Genomic DNA, 17,514 nt, shown 5'->3' with positions numbered 1-17,514 from the left:
GTTATAAGAATAATTAATCACTAATTAATATTATTAATTTCACTTATTCCACAGAGGGCTTTACTCTGCACTTCGGCTTCAATTTGAATGAGAAAGAAAAATATGACAGCGATTACTGATTTAGAGGTTTTACTGCAATCCATGTCACCCGAGTTGGTGGGCGGAAGTTATGTGTTTTGTACTGTGCAAGGGGCATTAGCCGATTATTTGCATTTAGAACCCGTGGCGACATTTCAAGAGCGTGAAGGGCTGACCTTGGTCGTTGAGCAGCAAAAGGCCATTGCGGCGCAGCTCGATTTTGAATCGGTATTCAGCTTAATTACGCTGACGGTTCATTCAAGTTTAGAGGCGGTGGGTTTAACGGCCGCTTTTGCAACTAAGCTAGCTTCGTATGGCATCAGCGCTAATGTGATTGCGGGCTATTATCATGATCATATTTTTGTACAAAAAGAGAAGGCAGAAAAGGCGATGGCGGCACTCAAAGAGTTCGCACAATAATGATTTCCTTGCTACCTGCAACTCCAAGTTGTTTGGTGATAAATATTCAAAATAGCATAGTTTGATGCAACCAATCGGTTAAGTGTAGAGGATAAGTGTATGAGTAATATGGTAATGAAAGTGAAGACGGCGTCTGGTCGGCAAGTGACCTATCACCGGAATTTAACGGCGCTGCGCCAGTCGTTTGACCAAGCTGGGATTCGTTACCAGTTGATTGAGACGAAAGTTGTTGCGGTTCGTTCTCCTCGCTGAATGAGTTAGCGTACGTCAGTTAATTTTCATTCAGGGATGATTGAATGTGTCAAAAGGGGAGTGGTGATGCGTTTGTTGAGTTTGCAGTTTTGTTTCCAAAATTGAGAAACATATTTTCGAGAATAAGCGTGTATTGATAAGAGTCTTTTCTAGGATTTATACCGAATGCCGTGATATTATCCTGCGCCCAACGGCTAGGTGGTGGGTTTATAAACCACTACTGGCCTTATTAGTAGCAGATAGTTTCATTGTTGTGGATGATGATTCTATGTAAAAAGAGACCATATTTTGCTTGATATATTACGCGAAGTATTAGGATGGACATCTGTCGCATTCTATATATCACTTACCGTTTTTAATTCGATGAAGTTTACACGCTATGCTGCTTTTGCTTCGGCTGCGAATGACATTGCTTGGGCAATTTTGATGGGTTGGTGGCCTAAAGTGATCCTTAACCTGTCGGTTGGTGCCATTAACGCCTATCGATATGTGAAAGATTTTACTAACACCAGCAAAATGGTGATCAATTCTGCTGCGGCTTTGATGGCGAGCGGCATTCTTTATATTGCTTATGTGGCCGTAAGCAGCTTTATCAATAACCCCACACTTGCCGAAGCCTTGCAGTTTGGCGATCTCGCGTTAATTTTGTTGGCGCTGTATATGACTGACCTGAAAAGGTTCCGTTTGCTCATGTTCTTATCGGGGTTTGTTGGTATGGCTGCCTATTTCGGTAACCCACAAATGATGATTATCAAAGCGTTGGTTATTGGTATTATGGCTTACAAGCTTTTCCGTGCCGATAAACTCACGACAGTCGCTACCCATCAGCAACAAACGAATGCCTAAATATGTGTTTATATTGTCTGTAACTAACTGAAAATGCATGGAATGTTGCATTTCATTATGCTTAAAGTGATATTTAGATAAGTCAGGTGGTTGGTTCAATGTTGAGAATAGAGAAGGTTATGAACTAAAGCAGGAAGTTCGTGTACCTGTCTCACATCGTAAGATAAGAAAACCCCTTAATAAAAAGGGGTTTTGATGCAATTAGCAAGGGGGTTGGGTCGCTACCTGACTCGATGATCGACTTTGTGATCTCACAAAATAGAGACACCAACCTAGGACCAGTAGCGGAAACAGTGGGTCATAAACGGATCCTGAACTGCCAAATATTAGGTTAAGTGTCATGATTAACGTGCCACCAATCGCCCAAGCAATAGTGGTTGGAATGGTCCAAATTACCAGTTGTTTACGAACCTCGGTTACGCCCATAAGTCTGTTTACTATATGGAACAGACTGTCGTTGAAATACCCTGCAAATAGGCTGCCCATTGTGGCGGCGGAAGCTGCAAACAGCATGTTTACGTCTTGAATTTCTGCAAGGACTGGCGCAGAAATTGAAGCAGCCGTAATCATTGAAACTGTGCCACTGCCCTGAATTATTCTAACCAAGGTTGCGATAATAAACGGGATCATAATCGGTGAGATAGAAAGAGAGGCGATCTGATTAGCGATCTCAGCACCAGCACCAGATTCACGCAGTACGTTGCCTAAAGCACCTCCTGCACCAGTCACGAGAAGGATAATCCCTGAAGTTGAAATACCTTCCTCCAATTTGGCGGTAGTTTTTTCTTTATCCAAGTAAGGAGTCAAGGTATAAACAGCCAATAATGTACTGATCGACAAGGCAATAATTGGGTGGCCGAGGAACTGTATTGCTTGCCCTACAAAACTGGCGCTAAGTCCCGTTAGCCCTAGTTGTTTTTCTGCAAGTTGTGTCAGCGAATTAACTAGAATCAGCAGAATCGGCACTGCGATTGGCATGATTGATTTAGTCAGAGAAGGTAGTGCTTTTGATGATTTTGATGCCATATAGTCAGCGTGAACTTTTTGCTGCTCTTCTGGCTCTTTAGCGAAAGTTACCGGTGCTGTGTACTCCGGGAAATGTTTCTCTAACCAACGCGCATACATCACAATTCCAGCAACAGATGGTAAGGCGATGATCAGACCAAAACCCAGCATTGAGGCGATATCAACACCGAAGATGCTTGCGACACCCAAGGGGCCTGGTGTGGGCGGAATACAGTGGTGAGCCACCACAAGGCCACCTGCTAAAGCGACCGTGAGTGTGAGAATGGAACGTTGAGATGTCTTCGCCAGAGATTTAGCAATCGGGTAAAGAATGATCAGAGCACTGTCGACAAAGACAGGGATACTGACAATGTATCCGGTAATCGCCAAAGCCAGCTCTTCCTTACGCTTGCCCAACCATTTAATGAAGTGATAGGCAATAGATTCACCCGCGCCAGAGGTTTCCAGAATAGCGCCCATCATAACGCCAAGTCCAATCACAATACCGATACCACCTAAGGTACCGCCAAATCCTTTGCTGATCGCTGACATGGTTTCGTTCACGTTTAATCCGCCGATTAAGCCCGCGATACAGGCAGCAGCAAGCATTGCAATCAACACATGCACACGTGTTCGCAGTACCAGAAATATCAGAACGAATACCGCGATGATCAGGCCGATAACAGAAATCGATAACATTATGCGTCCTCCATTTCACTAATTGGGTTGGTGTTAATGTAGCGAGACAATACGGTATTGAAATCGGCATCGGCACTAAAGCCAAGGTTGAGTTCGTATGTGTTATCAATCGATTGAGGCCAACTGGCCACTATCGCTTCAACTGCTTTGTCTTTCTTTACGGTCACGAGCTTGGTGCGCGATGAGCTTACTTGCTCGGCCATTACGGAGAGCATGACCCGCGGTGTGACCTTGATTCCAGGTAGGTTGAACGTTCGATAACCTTGGATAGAGGCTCGTTCAAGTTGACTGGCGTGAATAATATTTTGAATCACGGTTTCAGGGCTCGATATCCATAGACCTAAATCAAGGTCGACGGGGCAGTTGGATTGTTCACCTTTAAGTGGCTCACGAATTATTCCGCTGACGAAAGATGAAGCGGCCTGATTTGGCACGCCAGGACGGATGCAAATCGTTGGTAGACGAACGCTGATAGCATCGACCAAGTTTTTGCGGCCATAGTCATTGACCAGTAGCTCACCCATCGCTTTTTGTGTGCCGTATGAAGAGCTTGGCTGAGTCGCTGTCATTGGCGTTACGACCTCTGGCAATTTTCCACCAAACACCGCCAGTGAACTGGAAAACACAAAGCGTATATCTGGATTGACTTGGCGACACTGTTCTAGCATCAATTGTGTTGCTGTTAAGTTAACTTTTATTCCAAGATCGAAATCTTGTTCTGCATGACTAGAGACAATCGCAGCAAGATGGAAAACATGAGTCGTCTCAGGGACGATAAATGTAGCGATTTGTTGTGGGTCGGTGATATCAGCCACGACTGCACTGACTCGTGGATCTTGAGTGATGGCGATGCTGGGTTCTACGCGATCGACAACCGTCAACGATTGAATCAAGTGAGAATATTGCTTAAGTAGGGTTTGAGTCAGCATCGTGCCCAGAAATCCGGCACCACCTGTAATTACGATGTTCATACGCGTGTCCTTGTCGTCTGAATTTCATTATTGTTATTGAGTGTTATAAATAAGGTTTAACCCAGCCCAAGCCTTGTTCTGTGGTGGTTCTAGGTTTGTATTCGCACCCAATCCAGCCGTTGTAACCGGAGTTATCTAGTACATCGAATAGGTACGGATAGTTGATTTCGCCGTCGCTTGGTTCATTACGGTGTGGCACTGATGCGATTTGAATGTGGCCGATAAACGGTGCCAATTCGTGGATCAGGACATCCAGATCGCCATCCATGATCTGCGCGTGGTATAGGTCCAGTTGCAGTTTCACGTTCGGCCGGTTCACTCTCTGAATCAATTCAACCGCACGGCGCTGGTGAGCGATGAAATAGTTTGGTACATCGCGGTTGTTAAGCGGTTCAATTAGTACATCAATCCCGTGTCTGGCGAACGCATCTGCGGCATAACGAATATTGGCGATAAAGGTGTCTATATGTTGTTGCATGCTGTGTGCCGAGTCGATGATTCCTGACATGGCGTGCACTTTTTTGCAATTAAGTGCTTTGGCGTACATCAGTGCGGTGGCAACGCTTTGTTTGAACTCTTGCTCGCGTCCCGGTAGGGCAGCGAAGCCTTTTTCGCCCGCATCCCAGTCGCCGGGAGGCATATTGAACAGCGCTTGTTCAAAGTCGTACTGCGCTAGTTTTGTTGCTAGCACTTGTGGTTCGAACACATAAGGAAACAGAAATTCGATCGCCTTAAAGCCTGCGCGGTGTGCTTGTTCAAAGCGCTCTAAAAAGGGCACCTCGGTAAATAGCATGGTGAGATTAGCAGCAAATTTAGCCATTATTTCCCTCTCCCTTTCAGGTCTTCCACTTCCGCTTCGGTGAGGTAGCGAATTGGGTGGTTATTGAGTAAAAACATAAGTTTGGCGGTCTCTTCTAGCTCTTCAGCGTTATCCACCGCATCTTCTAAATCGTTACCTGTGATGACAGGGCCATGGTTAGCCAGTAAGAATGCTCGGTAATCGGCGGCGTGTTTAGCCAGCTCTTCTGCAATACGCGGCTCTCCCGGACGCAGATACGGAATCACAGGTAACTGACCAATACGCATCACGTAGTAAGGCGTAAAGGGGCGAATGGCGTTTTCTGTATCAAGGTTGTCGAGGCACGATAACGCCGTCAGGTACGTTGAATGCAGGTGTACAATCGCGTTGCATTTCGGGTTGTTGCGGTAAATTGCCAAATGAAAGGCAATCTCTTTTGACGCGCGCTTACCGGAAAGTTGGTGACCGTCGATGTCCACCACCGACAGTTCCTCTGCGATTAAACGACCAAAGGAAGAGCCAGTAGGCGTGGCAAGAAAATGGCCGTTAGGCAGTTTCAGCGATAGATTACCTGCACCGCCGGTGGCATAACCACGTTCGAACATCGAACGTGCTAGACTGACCATCTGTGCTCTGAGTTGTTGTTCTGTCATAGATAAAAATCCTGCGCTTTTTCGAAGAACCGTTCATTGCCGAAGTTACCTGACTTAAGTGCTAGCGACAGTGAACCGTCGATGGATTTGACCCAAGGTACGCCCGGTGTAATTTGCGGTCCGATGTGAAAACCTGTGACGCCTAGGCTTTGGGTCACTGTGCCGGACGTTTCGCCGCCAGCAATGATAAAGTTCTTCACCCCAAACTCTTGCAACTGGTGTGCAAGCTGGCTGAAAAACTGCTCCACCGCTTCGCTCGATGCCGCCGCGCCATATTGCGCTTGAATGGCTTTAAGTTTGTCTGGATCTGCGGTGGCATACACCATTGGTGCGTAGTTTCCATCAAGCTGCTTAGTTACCCAGTTAAAAACCTTTTGCACGTAGTGCTCATCGTGTAAACATGCATCCACATCGACTGCAAAGTGCGGTGCTAGAGTTTGATAGTGGGCGACTTGTTGATTGGTCATCACTGAGCAAGAACCAGAAAGCACCACGCTGTGGGCGCGCTCCGGGAAGCCTGCTGATTTGCTTTCGTTTTGCTCGGTCAGTTTGTCGGCCCAGTTCTGGGCGATACCTGCGGCGAGGCCTGAACCGCCGGTAATCAGTTTGAGTGATTTAACGGCCTGACCAAGTGTAATCAGATGAGCGCTGTTAATTGCATCCACCACCGCGTAGCGTTTACCTTCATTTTGCAACTGTGCAAAACGTTCTATTACGGCCTCTGCGCCTTGCTCAATGGTTTGATAATTCACCAGACCACATTCGCCTTGTGACTGACGTTTCATCAAACGCACAACGCTGGAATCGGTCATCGGTGTTAGCGGGTGATGGCGCATTCCCGATTCATTTAGCGGCTCACCCAGTACGAACAGATGGCCGTTGAATACGGTGCGCCCATTAATCGGTAGTGCTGGGCAGACGATGGTGAAGGTTTCGTTCAGCTCGTCCAGCAAAGCATCGGTCACTGGGCCGATGTTGCCTTGCTCTGTGCTATCAAAGGTTGAGCAGTATTTGACGTAAAACTGCTGACAACCTTGAGCCTTTAACCAGCGCAGAGCGGCCAGAGATTGGCTGACAGCTTGCTCTGTCGGGCATGAGCGAGATTTAAGGCTGATCACGACCGCATCAGCATCCACTTGTGTGTCGTTCGTCGGTACCCCGTTAAGCTGCACTGTGTGCATGCCGTTCTCAACCAGAAAGCCAGCAATATCAGTAGCGCCAGTAAAATCGTCGGCAATCACTCCAAGTAACATCATTATTTCTCCACACCAGGTAAGTTGATGCCGTCAAAAATCTTAATCACGGCGCTATCGTCTTCTTTACCAAAACCGGCGTTGCTGGCAGAGGTAAACATGTTGAGTGCAGTCCTCGCTAGCGGTAGCGGGAATTTCAGATCTTGTGCGGTATTCGCGACCAGATTGAGGTCTTTAACAAAGATATCGACCATGGATTTTGGCGAGTAGTCGCCGTCTACTACATGCCTCATGCGGTTCTCAAACATCCAAGAGTTACCTGCGGCATTAGTCACTACGTCGTACATCAGATCGAGAGGAATATTGGCACGTGCGGCCAGTGCCATTGCTTCTGCACCTGCGGCAATGTGTATGCCTGCCAGCAACTGGTGAATGATTTTTACCGTCGCGCCCAAGCCGATTTCGGTACCGATGTTATAAACTTTTCGTGCAGTCGCCTTTAGCACAGGAGCCAGTTTTGCGAAGGCTTCTACGCTACCGGATGCCATGATGGTCATTTCACCTGCTTCTGCTTTGACTGCGCCGCCAGAAACCGGCGCATCCAGCATCAGCAAATTGTGTATGTTCAACCCCGCTTCAATCTCTTTGGCATCTTGGGCTGAGATAGTGGCAGATACCATGACGGTGGTGCCTGATTTGAGGCTGGCGGCTAGGCCTGAATCGAATAATATCGATTTGACTTGCTTAGCATTGATCACCAGCAATAGAACCGCATCGAGTTCGTTGGCAAATTGATTTGCGTTGCTAGATACGGCTTTCGCACCGTAGCTGCTCAGCGTTTCTTGCGCCACTGGATTGAGGTCAACGCCGTATACATCGAGTCCGGCGCGAATACAGGATTTCGCTGCGCCCATTCCCATAGAGCCTAACCCAATGACAGCGACCGATTTAACTGTTTGATTATCCATATACTTATCTCGCGCTAAATGTGCATTTGAAATGTTAATTGTTGTTATTTATTGTGATTGTATGTGAATTTCTCCTGCTTGTCTCGTGCGTTTCGTCACAAAAGTTAACAATTGATGGTGATGATATGGAAGATAGCCAGCTATTTACATGCTATTCCTCCGGTTCTGTGGCCGAGAAACGCTTTATTTCACAATAGTTAACGCAACTTCACACCGCGGTTGATGGCTGATAATATGAATGCACTTATCACATACCGCTAAGTCATTATGATTCCAGCAGAACGTCACAAAACTATTCTGTCACTACTTTCACAACATGAAGTTATCAGCATCAACGAGCTGGTTGAACAGTTGAATGTGTCGCATATGACCATTCGTCGCGATATTGTTAAGCTCGAAAAATTGGGTAAGGTATTGTCGGTTTCAGGCGGTGTGCAGCTTACGACTGTGTTGCATCAGGAACCTTCCCACGATGCCAAAGTGATGCAGCATGCCAGCGAGAAAGTCGCGATTGGCCATATAGCTAGTCAATTAGTGCTTAAGAATTCCACTGTCTATCTTGATGCGGGTACTACGACATTGGAAATCGCTCATCAACTCGCCATGCGTGATGATCTACTGTTTATTACCAATGATTTTGTGATTGCGACTTATCTTATCCATCACAGTAAAAGTGATCTTTACCACACAGGGGGGCGAGTTGATCGTGAGAACCTATCAAGTGTTGGTAGTAAAGTGTCCGACTTTTTGTCGGGAATGAATATCGATGTAGCGTTTGTTTCGACCTCCTCTTGGAATTTACGTGGCATTTCAACGCCTAGTGAGCCGAAAGTGAGTGTTAAAAAGGCAGTGTCTGTGGCTGCACAGAAAGTGATTTTGGTCTCTGACTCATCAAAATATGGCAAAATAGCCACCTTTCATGCCCTCGATATTCAAAGTTTTGATGCGGTCATCACAGATGCTTCATTTCCTGTCAGTGTGCGCCAGGAATTGGAAGATAAAGGTATTCAGGTGTTGATCGGTAATGAAGTTTGTTAGGCGTAGGCCTGAAGATTTTTGGGGGCTTTGAGCTCTTTATCTGTCAGCTTTACTGTGTTTTTTGCCATGATGGGTACACCAGATTAACACGATAAAATCAGTGTACCTTGTAGTGTACCTAAAAATCAAAGCTGCTATGAAATCGCATTGGACGTTGTTGGATGCTAAGTTGTTGATTTTACGTTATTGCGAGCAAGAAAAAAGACGCCCTAGGACGTCTTTAAACTATGATTTGGTGGAGCTGGCGGGATTTGAACCCGCGTCCGAAAATCATTCATCATTGGTACTACATGCTTATTCGATCTTTAATTTCACCATCAAACTGCGAACCGACACGCTATCTAATGGCTATCCTGAATTAGTTTTAATGCTTTGTCTCTCAGGCGGGAGACGCGGCACGAGCTTGTTTGGTTTTGACTCTCTGTTGTTCCCCGTCTTACGAGCGGAAGCTAGGGCAGAAAGGCTCTTGGCAGGTTATTAAGCTGCTAGTGCGTAGTTTTCGTCGTTTGCGACTATTTTTTTGCGGCTTTTAACGTGGCAAACCGCCCCACGGCATGCACCTCAGACTGCAAAATTCCCGTCGAATCCAGAATCAGCCCCAAGTGTGTTGACGCATACTACCAGAAAACCTTTGTCTGTCTAGCTTTCTGCGTCTAAGTGGTCAAGATTAACGCAATGAGCTCTTCATTACGCGTGCTTTCTCTCTTGCCCAATCTTTTTCTTTTAAATCATCACGTTTGTCATGCAGTTTTTTACCTTTCGCTACACCAATTTTGATTTTCACCCAAGAGCGAGACCAATACAGTGATAGTGCGATAAGTGTCATGCCTTCACGGTTGATGCGTCCATAAAGGTTATCCAGTTCACGGCGGCTGATTAACAGCTTGCGCACGCGAGTTGGGTTGGCAACCACGTGAGTGGATGCTTGCTGCAGTGGCGTTATTGTCATTCCGGAAACAAAGGCTTCTCCGTCTCGCATGAAAACGTAGCTTTCTGCGATATTCGCTTTGCCTTGACGAAGAGATTTGACTTCCCAGCCTTGGAGCTCCATGCCAGCTTCTACTTCATCTTCGATAAAGTATTCGTGGCGAGCTTTTTTATTTACAGCAATGGTATTGCTACCTGCTTTTGAGTTTGATTTTTTCTTTACCATAGTGGCGGCATTATACGGCTTGGTTTGAGCTTAGGAAATCCTTTTATTTGCGTAGGATAAGAATAAAAGTAAAATTGTTACACACCAGACTTTTTCGGTGGTGATGAGGAGAGAATATGAAGCAAGTCAGTCGTTCTGCTTTAGTGTCTTTTAGTGCAGAACAAATGTTTAATCTCGTGAATGACGTTGCTCGTTATCCTGAATTTTTGCCAGGTTGTTCTGGTTCTCGCGTTATTGAATCTTCCGATTTGTCGATGGTGGCTTCGGTGGATGTTTCAAAGGCAGGGATAAGTAAGACGTTCACAACGTCGAATGTGTTGGTGGCCAGTGAAGCTATTTTGATGAATTTGGTCGATGGTCCTTTTAAGGCTTTAAAAGGCGGTTGGTATTTTACTGCACTTGATGAACAGGCCTGCAAGGTTGAACTTAAACTGGAGTTTGAATTTTCGAGCAAAATGGTGGAATTGGCTTTTGGCAAGATATTCAATGAATTGACCAGTAATATGGTTAACGCATTTACCAAACGAGCGAAACAGGTGTATCAGTAATGAGTATTGAATCTGAGATGATCCATGTTGAGGTAGTCTATGCATTGCCTCATGAGCAAAGAGTACTGAATTTGGTGGTAGACAAAAACTCAACCGTCGAAACGATAATTCAACAGTCCGGTGTGCTTGAGCTCTATCCAGAGATTGATTTATCAAAAAATAAGGTCGGGATTTTTAGTCGTAACGTTAAGCTAGATTCGACGGTCAGAGACCGTGATCGCATTGAAATTTATCGTCCGTTATTGGCCGATCCTAAAGAGATCCGTCGCAAGAGAGCCGAGCAGGCAAAAGCGCAACTGTAAACGTTGCTGCGGTATTGGGTGCAAGATAAAGGGCTCGTTATGAGCCCTGTCCGTTAGTGTCACTCATTGTGAGGTGCACTTTGGGTATCATTTGTTTGAACGTGTTTTCGTTCAGTTTACGCCTTCAAAAAACCGTTCGCTAGGAGGGTAGTCGCCACTGATTTCCATCAAAGCACCTGCGGTATTAAATGTCGCAATCAGGTTTTTCTGTATCGATTCTTTGTGGCCTTCCGTGTGGTGATAAATGTAATACCAAGTATCGGGATAACCGTTTTCAATAAGCATCGGCGACCCCATGACAAACCTAACCTGTTCTTTGCTCATACCGAACTTGAGTTGATCGACGGCTTGCTGTTCAACGTAGTTGCCTTGGTTAATATCAATACGATAAACGAGTTTTTCTAATAAAGAGCATCCAGTCAGCATTGTCATTGCTAAAGGGACTGCGATTAACCACTTTTTTAACTGCATATTCAAAATTCTTTGCCAATAGGTCGTAAAACTGGACTGATAATAAACAAGCTCGCAGCAGAAGTAAAAAATAGACTGAGCTACGAGCTAGTTGAGACTGCAAATTTTGAGTTTGGTTGCAAACCTAAAAAGAAAAATGTCAGCTTAGGCGGCGATCAACAGCTCTTTCGCGTTAGCAAGGGTAGATTCGGTGATTTGGCTACCTCCTAAAAGGCGAGCAAGTTCAGCGACGCGTTGTTCATTGTCTAACCGTTTCATTTGTGTTTCTGTCTTTCCTGCTTTGGCTTGCTTGCTGACAAACAGTTGTTGGTGCCCGCAGCCTGCCACTTGTGGTAAGTGAGTCACACACAGTACTTGAGTTGATTCACCTAATGTTCTTAGCATTTTTCCGACTACCGCTGCTGTCGGGCCACTGATACCGACATCGACCTCATCAAAAATAAGGCTAGGAGTATCTACTTTTTGAGCGGTGATCACTTGGATTGCTAGAGATATCCGTGATAGTTCTCCGCCTGACGCGACTTTAGCGATAGGCTGCAGCGGTTGACCTGGGTTGGTTGAGACTAAGAAAGTTACTGTGTCAAAACCCAGTGGTGATGGATGCGTTGTTTCATGATTAACTTCGATGCAGAACTTGGCTTTTTCCATGCTCAGTTCGTGCATGCTATTGGTGATTAATTTATCTAGCTCTTTCGCGTAACGGCTACGAGACTTATGCAGTTTGTCGGCACAGGTTGCAAACTGCTGATACTGTTTGGCAACGTTACTTTCCAGTTCTTGTAATTTATCTTCAGAGCAGTCAAGTTGTTCTATCTGTTTCAGCAGATCTTGGTGGTGGTGGTAAAGCGTTTCAGGTGCGATATAGTGCTTGCGCGATATCGACATCACCTTAGAATAACGCTCTTCTACATAAGCCATGCGTTCAGGATCGACATCGATACTATCTAAATAGTTTCGCAGTTCACTGTTGGCTTCTTCGAGTTGGATGATGGCTTCTGCCACCATGTTGGGTAAGGTGGCAAGTTTTTCATCTAACTCGGCCAGTTCAAGCAAGGCGTGGTTGGCTGACTGCAGCAAACTTAGCGCATTGACTTCTTGCCCCTCATAAATAAGTTCAATGGCTTGCTGGCAAGTGGTAGCAAGCTCGCCACTGTTGGCTAAACGTCTGTGTTCTTGTTCGAGTTCGGTGAACTCTTCTTCACCAATCGCCAATTCATTGAGCTCTTTGATTTGATATTCCAGCAGTTGAACTTGAGCTTGGTTTTGTTGACTATTTTCTTTGAGTTGATTTAGCTGGTTATCTGCTTGACGCCACATTTGGTAGGCTAAGCGTGTCTCTTTGACAAGATTCACGTGACCTGCGTATTGGTCCAGCATGCTCATTTGATACTCACTTTTCATGAGTTGATGATGGGCGTGTTGACCGTGAATGTTGATCAGTAATTGACCTAGAGCTTTGAGTTGTGAAAGAGGCACAGGGCTGCCATTGATGAAGGCACGAGAGCGGCCATCTTTGGTGATGATTCGGCGTAAAATACACTCTTTTTGGTCGAGCAAGTCATTGTCTTCCAACCAGCGCGTGGCGTTGAGGTTATTGTCCAAAATAAAGGCGGCGCTGACTTCGGTTTTTTCTTCACCCTGTCTGACCATTCCTGCTTCCGCACGGCCACCAAGACATAAACTGAGCGCGTCAATTGCAATGGATTTACCCGCACCGGTTTCGCCAGTAATGGTAGTCATTCCTTTGGAAAGCTCTAACTGCAATGATTTAACGATAGCAAAATTATTCACACTTAAATGAGCCAGCATTTCTGTACCTATATAATCAAACAATACTGTATAAGTGAACAGTATAAACTGTTTTTTTATACAGTAAAGATGCCTGTCAGAAAACTATGAGTATTGGAAACTGCTCTGAGTTTAGTGCATGCGACAGGAAGTGATTTATGTTGCTTGATAGCTCTGGCTTTCTAGTGAATTTTACTTCATTCGATGAGGTTAATTAGTTTTGAATTGATCATTAAATGTTCATTAAATAGTTTGACGAAGTTCACAAAAAAAAGCCCGCTAAATTTATAGATTTTGTTTTGCTCAATTTAGAAGGAAATAGCGCGCCAATTAGGCGCGCTTTAGTTAGTGATTATTCAACTTCCTTTAGACGGGCTGTGAAGTGGCGTAGCACTTGTGGCTCGTAGGTGAAATCGAGTCCCTTCACGTTGTGGGCATTCTCTTTTACTTTCCCAAATGCTTCGATAACGAAGTCCATGTGCGTTTGAGTGTAAGTAGCACGAGGAATGGTTAGGCGTAACAACTCAGCAGGACAAGGGTGTTGTTTACCCGTTGCAGGATCACGTCCTAATAGTAACGAACCGATTTCCACCGCACGAATACCGGCTACTTTGTAGAGTTCACAGGCCAAAGCATGAGCTGGGAATTGATGCGAAGGGATATGAGGTAAGAGTTTACCTGCATCGACGAATGCTGCGTGGCCGCCAGCCTGCTGACACACAACCCCAATGGCTTCTAGGCCATCAACAAGGTACTGAACCTGGCCGATACGGTACTCTAGCCAGTCTTGACGCATGCCATCGTATAGACCGACAGCAAGACGCTCCATTGCACCACCTTCAAGACCACCATAAGTAGGGAAACCTTCTTGAATCACACAAAGCGTGCGGCATTCCGTGTAAGTGTCCATCATCGATTCATCTTTGAAACACAACAGACCGCCCATTTGAACCATTGCATCTTTCTTAGCAGACATGGCTAAACCATCTGCGTATTTATAGGTTTCACGAGTGATTTCTTCGATAGTCCAATTTTGATAACCCGGTTCGCGTTGCTGAATAAAGTAAGCATTCTCAGCAAAACGCGCAGAGTCCATGATGACAGGAATATCGTAGCGTTGAGCAATCTCGTATACCGCTTTTAAGTTAGCGATAGAGACAGGCTGACCACCGGCAGAGTTACAAGTAATCGTGCTGACAATGTAAGGTACGTTCGCAGGTCCTACTTCTTCAATCGCCATTTCAAGTTTCGCGATGTCAAAGTTACCTTTGAAATCTGCATTGACAGACGTATCGAACGCATCTTCGGTATAGACGTTTTTCGCCACACAACAGTTAACCTGAGTGTGACCTTGAGTGGTGTCGAAGAAGTAGTTAGACAGCGCTACCATTTTTGAACGATCGAGGCCTTTTTCTTGCTCACGCTTTTTAATTAGAACAGGAATATAGATTTGCTCTGCACCACGGCCTTGGTGAGTTGGGATAGTCAACTCATAACCGAAGATATCTTTTACCGCATTCGCCAGCGCATAGTAGCTGCGGCTGCCACTGTAAGCTTCGTCACCCATTAGCATTGCTGCTTGCATTCTTTGAGTAATAGAGCCTGTGCCGCTGTCAGTGAGAAGGTCAATAAATACATCGTCACTATCGATAAGGAATGGGTTCATACCCGCTTTAAGGATGGCCTCTTCGCGATATTCACGTGTTGTACGTTTTACTGGTTCAACAACACGAATGCGGAAGGGTTCTGGTAAGTGTTTAAAGTTTTCCATGATAATACCTTTGAATAATTTAAATTTCGTCAGGCGATATTAGTTAACACCCTTTATATATTTAGAGTGCAAAATATCGCGCCAAATAATTAGCGATAAAATTCGAGTGAAATAAATCTATTTGAGAATAACCAAGCAACAACTTTAAATTAATAAAGATGAATGCAAGCATCGAAAAACGATATAAATAGATTTAGTGTTGATGCTGATTGTTTAATGGATTCGAAAGAATGCAGAAACAACCAAGCAGGTTAGGCGTGTGCAAAAGATGGTAAAATTGAGATTTGATAGTCGTGCGTGTACCAAGCTAGGGAGCTTGACCATAACTTATCTTGAATTTTTAGATTTTTACTCATATCTAAATCCGTTGTGAGTTATAGCTGGTTGACTGATGGAACGATTCTTAACCAAGTTGATCAGTAAGTAAATTGATAGAAATAATAATTGTGATCGAAGTCCTTAACTTGAATATGGAACAAATCATGGCTCACAAATAATCAGCTATAGGATAAGTAAATTTATGATGGAAAATAAATAGAAATTTTAAAACCCATTAAATATTAATGATTCCCTGTAAAAAAGACCTCGATATTATTAATCGAGGTCGACAGTCAATAGAAGGTGAAGAGGTTGGTTTAAAACAATTTACTCGACCAACCCAGTTTCTTTCTTAACACGTGATAGTAGCTGTAATCTTTAGGATGAATGAGCTTTAGAATATTTGGGCTTTGGTAAATATGCACTTCATCACCGGGGGAAACCGGTAGGGATACTTGTCCATCGCAGCTAACTTCCTGTGTTCCGCGATTATCAGGCGAAACCAGCAGTTTTATCTGGCGGTTGCCATCCACAACTAAGGGGCGGCTTGAAAGGGTATGCGGGAACATGGGAACCAGTGTAATGGCGTTTAAACTGGGGGATAAAATCGGCCCGCCGCCAGAAAGTGAATAAGCGGTAGAGCCCGTTGGGGTAGAAACGATAAGGCCATCGGAGCGTTGAGAAAAAGCGAAGCTGTTATCTATATAGACTTCAAATTCAATCATATGTGCAATTTTTCCGGGGTGTAATACGGCTTCATTAAGCGCTGCATTATGGCTTTTGACTTGCCCGTGGCGATGAATTTCTGTTTCCAGTAAGAAGCGTTGTTCTTCTAAATATTCGCCATTGAGTACTGCAAGTAGCCTTGGTTGAAAATCTTCTGGGTTGAGATCGGTCAAAAATCCTAAATTGCCACGATTCACCCCAATCACGGAAATGTCGAAGCGTGATAATACGCGTGCGGCACCGAGCATATTGCCATCGCCCCCAACCACAACCGCAAGGTCTGCTTTTTTGCCGATTTCAAGCAGGCTAGCGAAATGTTCCGCAGGTACACCTTCCAATATTTCGCTGAGACGATCATCAATAAAGACCGGATATCCCATTGAAGTTAGCCATTGGTAAAGCTCTTTATGTGTCTGAATGGCTTGTTGATCTCTTGGTTTTCCAATGATAGCGATCACTTCAAATGGTTTTTTCATAAATTTTCCAAACTAATTAGGCTTGAATCAGGATTGTTCATCCCCATAATAAGGGCAAGTTATGCCTTTGTGCGAATTTTTGTGTGCTTAACTTTTTGAACTGTGGAGGTTAAGCGCAAAATAGTTGGATTCTGGAGATATCATGAACAACGAAGAAAACAAAATCAAAGAAGAAGAACTACAGCAAGAAGTAGTGGGTCAAGAAGCTGAAGTCGTTGGTACTGACGCGGATATCGATTGGAACGAACAAGTTGAAGTCGATGAGAAAGAGTCCCAAATTGCGCAATTAGAAGCGGCGCTACTGTCGAGCGAAGCAAAAATTCAAGAGCAAAAAGACTCGGTGCTAAGAGCGAAAGCGGAAGTTGAAAATATGCGCCGCCGTTCAGAGCAAGAGATCGATAAAGCGCGTAAATATGCGTTGAGCCGTTTTGCTGAAGAGTTGTTGCCAGTGTTAGACAACCTAGAGCGCACGATTCAAGCTGCTGACGCTGAGAACGAAGTAGTGAAACCGCTGGTGGAAGGTGTGGAACTGACACACAAAACTTTCATTGGCGTAGTTGAAAAGTTTGGCCTGAAAGAGATTAATCCTGAAGGCGAAACATTCAACCCAGAATTGCACCAAGCAATGTCAATTCAAGAGAGCCCAGATCATGAACCTAATACTGTGATGTTTGTGATGCAAAAGGGCTATGAGTTGAATGGCCGAGTGATTCGCCCTGCGATGGTCATGGTATCAAAGTAAAGAGTTGCGAAATAAGCCAAATGCTTTATTGGCGTTAATTTATTCAGTGCCAAAGAGAGGTGTACGTCGCCTCTCTTTTTTATGTCGAAATCGATTAATGTCGAGATAGAAACCTTCACTAAGTGATTTCGGGATTGAAAAAGTCGTTATTTACGCTGTTTAGTCGAAATATCATAACTTTTTTCAATTTTGCCCTTGAAAAGGTGCTGAGTGACCTTATTTATTGGGCATACGAGAAACGAACATCCTTGTTTAGTTTGTGAGTAAGGGTTGAAACCCTGTTCTCCCTCCCCCACA

At 44.8% G+C, this 17,514-nt stretch carries 18 protein-coding genes and 1 other RNA gene; 7 read left to right on the top strand and 12 right to left on the bottom strand.

The genetic code is table 11. The annotated features are described in order from the left end of the window. The first annotated feature begins 102 nt into the window (after nucleotides 1-102). From AACQ21_RS05310 to AACQ21_RS05300, 3 genes are all read left to right on the top strand, one after another. Nucleotides 103-498, top strand: a complete 396-nt coding sequence (locus tag AACQ21_RS05310; protein ID WP_047688969.1) for an ACT domain-containing protein — start codon at nucleotides 103-105, stop codon at nucleotides 496-498. A gap of 99 nt (nucleotides 499-597) precedes the next feature. After that, nucleotides 598-750, top strand: a complete 153-nt coding sequence (locus tag AACQ21_RS05305) for a hypothetical protein (protein ID WP_013857464.1) — start codon at nucleotides 598-600, stop codon at nucleotides 748-750. 288 nt (nucleotides 751-1,038) lie between these two features. Next, nucleotides 1,039-1,596, top strand: coding sequence for a hypothetical protein (locus tag AACQ21_RS05300; RefSeq protein WP_105977358.1), 558 nt, complete (start codon nucleotides 1,039-1,041; stop codon nucleotides 1,594-1,596). 201 nt (nucleotides 1,597-1,797) lie between these two features. Here the strand turns inward: AACQ21_RS05300 and AACQ21_RS05295 are convergent, their stop codons facing one another. The 6 genes from AACQ21_RS05295 to ltnD are packed head-to-tail and all read right to left on the bottom strand — an operon-like array spanning nucleotide 1,798 to nucleotide 7,884. Continuing rightward, entirely contained in the window at nucleotides 1,798-3,300 is a 1,503-nt protein-coding gene (locus tag AACQ21_RS05295; protein ID WP_105977357.1) for a GntP family permease, read from the bottom strand. Further along, nucleotides 3,300-4,271 carry a D-erythronate dehydrogenase gene (gene denD, locus AACQ21_RS05290; protein WP_105977356.1) on the bottom strand — a complete coding sequence of 324 codons (972 nt, stop codon included), beginning with the start codon at nucleotides 4,269-4,271 and terminating at the stop codon, nucleotides 3,300-3,302. Before denD ends, AACQ21_RS05295 begins: the two co-directional genes overlap by 1 nt. 43 nt (nucleotides 4,272-4,314) lie before the next feature. Continuing rightward, nucleotides 4,315-5,091 carry a 2-oxo-tetronate isomerase gene (otnI, locus tag AACQ21_RS05285; protein WP_105977355.1) on the bottom strand — a complete coding sequence of 259 codons (777 nt, stop codon included), beginning with the start codon at nucleotides 5,089-5,091 and terminating at the stop codon, nucleotides 4,315-4,317. Next, nucleotides 5,091-5,723 (bottom strand): 3-oxo-tetronate 4-phosphate decarboxylase, encoded by a 633-nt coding sequence (gene otnC / locus AACQ21_RS05280; protein ID WP_017047954.1) that lies wholly within the window; start codon nucleotides 5,721-5,723, stop codon nucleotides 5,091-5,093. The genes otnI and otnC overlap by 1 nt, the downstream gene beginning before the upstream one ends. Continuing rightward, nucleotides 5,720-6,976, bottom strand: a complete 1,257-nt coding sequence (otnK, locus tag AACQ21_RS05275; protein WP_105977359.1) for a 3-oxo-tetronate kinase — start codon at nucleotides 6,974-6,976, stop codon at nucleotides 5,720-5,722. The genes otnC and otnK overlap by 4 nt, the downstream gene beginning before the upstream one ends. A 2-nt stretch (nucleotides 6,977-6,978) precedes the next feature. Then, nucleotides 6,979-7,884 carry an L-threonate dehydrogenase gene (ltnD, locus tag AACQ21_RS05270; protein ID WP_105977354.1) on the bottom strand — a complete coding sequence of 302 codons (906 nt, stop codon included), beginning with the start codon at nucleotides 7,882-7,884 and terminating at the stop codon, nucleotides 6,979-6,981. A 267-nt stretch (nucleotides 7,885-8,151) separates the two neighbouring features. Between ltnD and AACQ21_RS05265 the strand changes: the two genes are divergently transcribed. Next, nucleotides 8,152-8,922 (top strand): DeoR/GlpR family DNA-binding transcription regulator, encoded by a 771-nt coding sequence (locus AACQ21_RS05265; RefSeq protein ID WP_017047957.1) that lies wholly within the window; start codon nucleotides 8,152-8,154, stop codon nucleotides 8,920-8,922. A gap of 233 nt (nucleotides 8,923-9,155) precedes the next feature. Here the strand turns inward: AACQ21_RS05265 and ssrA are convergent. Further along, nucleotides 9,156-9,522, bottom strand: a transfer-messenger RNA (tmRNA) gene (ssrA, locus tag AACQ21_RS05260). Nucleotides 9,523-9,589: 67 nt separating this feature from the next. Next, nucleotides 9,590-10,075, bottom strand: coding sequence for an SsrA-binding protein SmpB (gene smpB / locus AACQ21_RS05255; protein WP_013857439.1), 486 nt, complete (start codon nucleotides 10,073-10,075; stop codon nucleotides 9,590-9,592). A 116-nt stretch (nucleotides 10,076-10,191) separates the two neighbouring features. Here smpB and AACQ21_RS05250 point away from each other — a divergent pair, with 116 nt between their 5' ends. Both AACQ21_RS05250 and AACQ21_RS05245 read left to right on the top strand, forming a co-directional pair. Continuing rightward, entirely contained in the window at nucleotides 10,192-10,623 is a 432-nt protein-coding gene (locus AACQ21_RS05250) for an SRPBCC family protein (RefSeq protein ID WP_013857438.1), read from the top strand. Beyond that, nucleotides 10,623-10,925: an RnfH family protein gene (locus tag AACQ21_RS05245; protein ID WP_105977353.1), complete on the top strand. Its 303-nt coding sequence runs from the start codon at nucleotides 10,623-10,625 to the stop codon at nucleotides 10,923-10,925. Before AACQ21_RS05250 ends, AACQ21_RS05245 begins: the two co-directional genes overlap by 1 nt. A gap of 111 nt (nucleotides 10,926-11,036) precedes the next feature. On the opposite strand, the gene bamE is transcribed toward AACQ21_RS05245, so the two are convergent. The 4 genes from bamE to nadK form a co-directional block, all read right to left on the bottom strand. Continuing rightward, on the bottom strand, nucleotides 11,037-11,396 hold the full coding sequence (gene bamE, locus AACQ21_RS05240; RefSeq protein ID WP_026027472.1) for an outer membrane protein assembly factor BamE: 360 nt from the start codon (nucleotides 11,394-11,396) through the stop codon (nucleotides 11,037-11,039). Nucleotides 11,397-11,540: 144 nt separating this feature from the next. Continuing rightward, nucleotides 11,541-13,205, bottom strand: coding sequence for a DNA repair protein RecN (gene recN / locus AACQ21_RS05235; protein WP_105977352.1), 1,665 nt, complete (start codon nucleotides 13,203-13,205; stop codon nucleotides 11,541-11,543). Between the two features lie 331 nt (nucleotides 13,206-13,536). Then, nucleotides 13,537-14,955: a tryptophanase gene (gene tnaA, locus AACQ21_RS05230; RefSeq protein ID WP_105977351.1), complete on the bottom strand. Its 1,419-nt coding sequence runs from the start codon at nucleotides 14,953-14,955 to the stop codon at nucleotides 13,537-13,539. Nucleotides 14,956-15,590: 635 nt separating this feature from the next. Next, nucleotides 15,591-16,475: an NAD(+) kinase gene (gene nadK, locus AACQ21_RS05225; RefSeq protein WP_013857433.1), complete on the bottom strand. Its 885-nt coding sequence runs from the start codon at nucleotides 16,473-16,475 to the stop codon at nucleotides 15,591-15,593. A gap of 142 nt (nucleotides 16,476-16,617) precedes the next feature. On the opposite strand from nadK, the gene grpE reads away from it, so the two are divergent. Continuing rightward, a complete protein-coding gene (gene grpE / locus AACQ21_RS05220) occupies nucleotides 16,618-17,217 on the top strand; it encodes a nucleotide exchange factor GrpE (protein WP_038148829.1) in 600 nt (199 codons plus the stop codon). Nucleotides 17,218-17,514 lie beyond the last annotated feature (297 nt).

Origin of the sequence: Vibrio sp. V01_P9A10T6, assembly GCF_963877065.1 — a bacterium.
Classification (GTDB): domain Bacteria; phylum Pseudomonadota; class Gammaproteobacteria; order Enterobacterales; family Vibrionaceae; genus Vibrio; species Vibrio anguillarum.
This window is presented reverse-complemented; position numbering and strand designations above follow the sequence as displayed.

Coding starts and splice junctions, on each gene's coding strand:
- smpB (WP_013857439.1), bottom strand. CDS start 10,075: ATGGTAAAGAAAAAATCAAACTCAAAAGCAGGTAGCAATACCATTGCT.
- nadK (WP_013857433.1), bottom strand. CDS start 16,475: ATGAAAAAACCATTTGAAGTGATCGCTATCATTGGAAAACCAAGAGAT.
- otnC (WP_017047954.1), bottom strand. CDS start 5,723: ATGACAGAACAACAACTCAGAGCACAGATGGTCAGTCTAGCACGTTCG.
- denD (WP_105977356.1), bottom strand. CDS start 4,271: ATGAACATCGTAATTACAGGTGGTGCCGGATTTCTGGGCACGATGCTG.
- ltnD (WP_105977354.1), bottom strand. CDS start 7,884: ATGGATAATCAAACAGTTAAATCGGTCGCTGTCATTGGGTTAGGCTCT.
- AACQ21_RS05250 (WP_013857438.1), top strand. CDS start 10,192: ATGAAGCAAGTCAGTCGTTCTGCTTTAGTGTCTTTTAGTGCAGAACAA.
- grpE (WP_038148829.1), top strand. CDS start 16,618: ATGAACAACGAAGAAAACAAAATCAAAGAAGAAGAACTACAGCAAGAA.
- AACQ21_RS05295 (WP_105977357.1), bottom strand. CDS start 3,300: ATGTTATCGATTTCTGTTATCGGCCTGATCATCGCGGTATTCGTTCTG.
- recN (WP_105977352.1), bottom strand. CDS start 13,205: ATGCTGGCTCATTTAAGTGTGAATAATTTTGCTATCGTTAAATCATTG.
- bamE (WP_026027472.1), bottom strand. CDS start 11,396: ATGCAGTTAAAAAAGTGGTTAATCGCAGTCCCTTTAGCAATGACAATG.
- otnK (WP_105977359.1), bottom strand. CDS start 6,976: ATGTTACTTGGAGTGATTGCCGACGATTTTACTGGCGCTACTGATATT.
- otnI (WP_105977355.1), bottom strand. CDS start 5,091: ATGGCTAAATTTGCTGCTAATCTCACCATGCTATTTACCGAGGTGCCC.
- AACQ21_RS05265 (WP_017047957.1), top strand. CDS start 8,152: ATGATTCCAGCAGAACGTCACAAAACTATTCTGTCACTACTTTCACAA.
- AACQ21_RS05245 (WP_105977353.1), top strand. CDS start 10,623: ATGAGTATTGAATCTGAGATGATCCATGTTGAGGTAGTCTATGCATTG.
- AACQ21_RS05310 (WP_047688969.1), top strand. CDS start 103: ATGACAGCGATTACTGATTTAGAGGTTTTACTGCAATCCATGTCACCC.
- AACQ21_RS05305 (WP_013857464.1), top strand. CDS start 598: ATGAGTAATATGGTAATGAAAGTGAAGACGGCGTCTGGTCGGCAAGTG.
- tnaA (WP_105977351.1), bottom strand. CDS start 14,955: ATGGAAAACTTTAAACACTTACCAGAACCCTTCCGCATTCGTGTTGTT.